Origin of the sequence: Isoptericola maris, assembly GCF_048065335.1 — a bacterium.
In the GTDB taxonomy this organism is placed as follows: Bacteria; Actinomycetota; Actinomycetes; order Actinomycetales; family Cellulomonadaceae; genus Isoptericola; species Isoptericola rhizosphaerae.
Genome location: NZ_JBLUNY010000002.1, coordinates 160,341 through 165,155, shown reverse-complemented (window position 1 = coordinate 165,155; position 4,815 = coordinate 160,341). Strand labels below are relative to the sequence as shown.

The window sequence follows — 4,815 nt, the reverse complement described above, 5'->3', positions numbered from 1 at the left end:
GATGTCGAGCCCGGGACCACCGGTCTTCCCGGGCTCGACATCCTGTACGGCCCTACCAGCTCGACCGGAGGACTGATGTCGATCGACAACGCCGTGGTGCGGGAGTCGCACGCCCGGGCCTGGGAGGGCACCGGCTGGGGCTTCGCCGTGAAGCTCGTGCTCATGGCGGCCGTCAACGCCGTCGGGCTGTACATCGCCTGGTCCGCGTGGGACGTCGAGCAGTGGGGCGTGCTGATCGGCTCGCTGGCACTGGTCGCCGTCGCCGACGTCGTGTACTTCTCGCGACGGCGCCTGGCCGGGAAGTACATCCTGCCGGGCCTGGTGTTCCTCCTGGTCTTCCAGGTCTTCACCATGGCCTACACCGTGTACGTCGCCACAACCAACTACGGGACCGGCCACAACAGTACCCAGGAGCAGGCGGTCGACGCCCTGCTCATCCAGAACGAGCGACCCGTCGAGGGGGCACCGACGTACCCGCTGACGATCGTCGAGGGGGAGGACGGGCCCGGTTTCGCCGTCGTCTCCGAGACCGGCCAGGTGCTGGTCGGCACCGCCGAGGACCCGCTGACGCCCGCCGACGGCGCCACGGTCGAGGGCGACCGCGTCACCTCCGTGCCGGGCCACGACGTCGTCGGCCTGCCGGCGCTGCTGGCCGACCCCGCGCTGCAGGAGGACGTCCTCGAGCTGCGGGTACCCGTCTCCGAGGACGCCGACGACGGCTCGTACCGCACCCGCGAGGGCACCCGGGCCACGGTGTACGCCTCGTCCCTGGACTGGGACCCGGAGGCGCAGACCATGACGGACGCCGTCACGGGGACCGTGTACGCGGCGAGCGACGACGGCGAGTTCGTCGCGGAGGACGGCAGCTCGCTCCCGGTGGGGTGGCGCGTCGGCGTCGGGTTCGAGAACTTCACGAAGGCGTTCACCGACACCAACTACTCGGGGCCGTTCTGGAAGATCACCGCGTGGACGTTCGCCTTCGCGTTCCTGACGGTGGCGACGAGCTTCCTGCTCGGGCTGGCTATCGCGCTGCTGTTCAACGACCGGCGGATCCGCGGCCGGACGGTGATGCGGACGCTGTTCATCCTCCCGTACGCCTTCCCGGCGTTCTTGTCCGCCCTGCTGTGGCGCGGCATGCTCAACTCGAACCCCGACTACGGGATCGTCAACAGCCTCTTCTTCTTCGGTCAGCGCATCGAGTGGCTCACCGACCCGACGCTCGCGAAGCTCGCGATCCTCGGCGTGAACCTGTGGCTGACCTTCCCGTACTTCTTCCTGGTCTGCACCGGCGCTCTCCAGTCGTTGCCGACGGACATCGAGGAGGCTGCCCGGATCGACGGCGCGAGCCGGTGGCGCCAGTTCCGCGCGATCCAGCTCCCCCTGCTCCTGATCTCGACGACGCCGCTGCTCATCGCGAGCTTCGCGTTCAACTTCAACAACTTCGTGATCATCTACATGCTCACGGGCGGCGGGCCACGGTTCACGGACACGTCGGCGCCGCTGGGCCACACCGACATCCTCATCACGATGATCTACCAGATCTCCGGCGTGCAGGGCGGCAGCGCCGACTACGGCCTGGCGAGCGCGTTGTCGATCATCGTCTTCGTCGTCGTCGGGCTGGTCTCGGCGCTCGCGTTCCGCCGCACCCGCAAGCACGAGGAGGTCCTGTGATGACCCGCACCGAGGGTGCCGCGGGCACCGTGTCCCCGCACCGCCCGGACGCCTCACGGATGACGGCGCGCCGCCGCCGATGGTGGCTGGAGGTCGGCTGGAAGTACCCGCTGGCCGCGCTGGTCGTCTTCTACGCCGCGTTCCCGCTGGCCTACGTGCTCTCCGCCTCGCTGGCGCCGTCGGGCACCCTGACCGGCAGCACGCAGCTGTTCCGGGAGATCTCGGGGCAGAACTTCGCGGCGCTCGGCGACACGAGGTTCTGGCAGTGGGCCGCCAACAGCCTCGTGATCGGGGTCAGCGTGGTCGTCGGTGCCGTGCTCATGGGTGCGGCCGCGGCGTACGCGTTCAGCCGGTTCCGGTTCACGGGGCGCCGGCTGTCGCTGACGTCGCTGCTGATCGTGCAGATGTTCCCGCAGATGCTGGCCTTCATCGCGATCTTCCTGCTGCTCGTCACGCTCGGCGACGCCGTGCCGATCCTGGGGCTGAACTCGAAGATCGCGCTGATCTGCGTGTACCTGGGCGGTGCGCTCGGCAGCAACACGTTCCTCATGTACGGGTTCTTCAACACGATCCCGCGCGAGCTGGACGAGGCCGCCAAGATCGACGGCGCCACGCACGCCCAGACGTACTGGACGATCATCCTGCGCCTGGTCACCCCGATCCTGGCGGTCGTCGCGCTGCTGACGTTCGTCGCGACGTTCGGCGACTTCATCCTGGCGCGCGTCGTGCTCACGTCCGAGCAGAACTGGACCCTCGCCGTCGGCATGTACGGCTGGGTCTCCGACCAGCTCAACGCGAACTGGGGCCTCTTCGCCGCCGGTGCCGTGCTGGCGAGCCTGCCGATCCTCGCCCTCTTCCTGTTCCTGCAGAAGTACATCGTGGGCGGGCTCACCGCGGGCTCCGTCAAGGGCTGACCACCGTCGATCGAGAGGAAGCATCATGAGACCCGGACCGCACCGCCACCTGGGGGCGATCACTGCCGTCGCCGTCGTCGGTGGGGCCATGCTGGCCGTGCCCGCCGTGGCGGACGACGCGCAGGACGGCCCCGTCGAGGCGGGCATCACCGTACCGAAGGTCGACGGGCTGGCCGAGGACTTCGACCTCGGGGTCGACGTCTCTTCCGTGCTGTCGCTCGAGGAGAGCGGCGTCGTCTTCCGGGACGCCGACGGCGAGCCCGCGGACCTGTTCGCCGTGCTGGCCGGCGCGGGCGTCACCGACGTCAGGGTGCGGGTCTGGAACGACCCCTGGGACGCGGACGGCAACGGCTACGGCGGTGGCAACACCGACGTGCCGCGCGCGGTCGAGATCGGGCAGCGGGCCACCGCCGCCGGGCTCGGCGTCCTCGTCGACCTGCACTACTCCGACTTCTGGGCGGACCCGGCCAAGCAGCAGGCTCCGAAGGCGTGGCAGGGCCTGGGCGTGGACGGCAAGGTCGCCGCGCTGGGGGAGTTCACCACCGCCGCGCTGACCGAGTTCCGGGACGCCGGGGTCGACGTCGAGACCGTGCAGATCGGCAACGAGACCAACAACGGCGTCGCGGGCGTCTCCGCCTGGGCGGACCGCGCCCGGATGTTCTCCGCCGGCAGCGCCGCCGTGCGCGAGGTGCTGCCGGGCGCCCGTGTCGCGCTGCACTTCACCAACCCCGAGTCGGCGGGCCGTTACGCGGGCTACGCGGAGCAGCTCGAGACCCACGGCGTGGACTACGACGTCTTCGCGAGCTCCTACTACCCCTACTGGCACGGCTCGCTCGACAACCTGACGGCGGTGCTGGACGACGTCGCGTCCACGTACGGCAAGGACGTGATGGTCGCCGAGACCTCCTGGGCGTACACGCTCGAGGACGGCGACGGCCACACCAACACGATCGAGACGACGTACCCGCAGTACCCCACGAGCGTCCAGGGGCAGGCCTCGCAGGTGCGGGACGTCGTCGCTGCCGTCGCTGCCGTCGGCGCGGCCGGCACGGGCGTGTACTACTGGGAGCCCGCCTGGCTGCCCGTCGGTCCGCCGGAGGACCGGGAGGCGAACCAGCAGCTCTGGGAGGAGCACGGGTCGGGCTGGGCCACCAGTCACGCCGGGGAGTACGACCCGGAGGACGCCGGCCAGTGGTACGGCGGCTCGTCGTGGGAGAACCAGGCGATGTTCGGGTTCGACGGGCGGCCGCTGGAGTCCCTGGACGTGTTCCGCCACGTCCGGACCGGAGCGGTCGCGCCCCGTGACGTCACCGGCGTGACGCCGGCCGAGGTGCGGCTCGTCGCGGGAGACCCGGTCGTGCTGCCCGGCACGGTCGAGGTCGCCTACAACGACGGTTCCGTGGAGTCCCAGGGCGTGACGTGGGACGCCGACGACGTCGCCGCGGTCGGGGAGGTCGGCACCTACGCCGTCGCCGGGGTCACCGGGACAGGTCTCGAGGTGACGCTCTCGGTGGTGGTCCAGGTGCGCAACCACCTGGCCGACCCGAGCTTCGAGGACGGCGGTGCTGCGTGGGAGATCTCGGGCACCGGCGCCGCGGTGGAGGAGACGGCCGACGCCGCCGACCTCGACCGGGCGGTGAAGTTCTGGGCCGAGCAGGACTACGCGTTCACCGTCTCGCAGACCGTGACGGGCCTGGAGCCGGGGGAGTACCGCGTCTCGGCGACCACCCAGGGTGGTGACGGCGCGGGCACCGACGTGCGGCGCCTGCGGCTCGCGGCCGACGGCGTCGCGGAGGCCCCGCTCGCGCTGGCCGGCTGGCAGGCCTGGGACACGGCCACGACGGGGACCGTGACGGTGGGCGCCGACGGTACCGCGACCGTGACGGCGTCGTTCGAGCTCGCCGCCGGTGCCTGGGGCACGATCGACGCGTTCGTGCTGGAGCGCGTCGGCGAGACGGCGCCGTCGTACCCTGCCTGGGACCGCACCGTCCGGTACAGCAGGGGTGACGTCGTCGTGCACGGCGACGTGACGTACGCCGCGGTCCGCCCGAACCGCGGCAAGGAGCCGGGGACCGCCCGGTCCCCGCGGCAACCGGCGCACGCTGCGGCGGCGAGCTCGCCGTGGGTGGTCGTGGACTGAGCCGGCGAGGTCCTGTGGACCCCGGACGACGACGGCGGGGCCCCCGCGGGGGGGGGGGGCCCCCGGCCGCGGGGGGGGCCCGGGCCGGAC

At 71.4% G+C, this 4,815-nt stretch carries 3 protein-coding genes; all 3 read left to right on the top strand.

What is annotated here, in order from left to right; translation table 11 throughout:
* The first annotated feature begins 75 nt into the window (after nucleotides 1–75).
* The 3 genes from ACH5HR_RS04890 to ACH5HR_RS04880 are packed head-to-tail and all read left to right on the top strand — an operon-like array spanning nucleotide 76 to nucleotide 4,725.
* Nucleotides 76–1,671, top strand: coding sequence for an ABC transporter permease subunit (locus tag ACH5HR_RS04890; protein ID WP_402373797.1), 1,596 nt, complete (start codon nucleotides 76–78; stop codon nucleotides 1,669–1,671).
* Nucleotides 1,671–2,585, top strand: a complete 915-nt coding sequence (locus tag ACH5HR_RS04885; RefSeq protein ID WP_402373799.1) for a sugar ABC transporter permease — start codon at nucleotides 1,671–1,673, stop codon at nucleotides 2,583–2,585. Before ACH5HR_RS04890 ends, ACH5HR_RS04885 begins: the two co-directional genes overlap by 1 nt.
* Before the next feature lie 25 nt (nucleotides 2,586–2,610).
* Complete coding sequence (locus ACH5HR_RS04880; RefSeq protein WP_416476561.1) at nucleotides 2,611–4,725, top strand: glycosyl hydrolase 53 family protein; 2,115 nt, start codon at nucleotides 2,611–2,613, stop codon at nucleotides 4,723–4,725.
* Nucleotides 4,726–4,815: the final 90 nt, after the last annotated feature.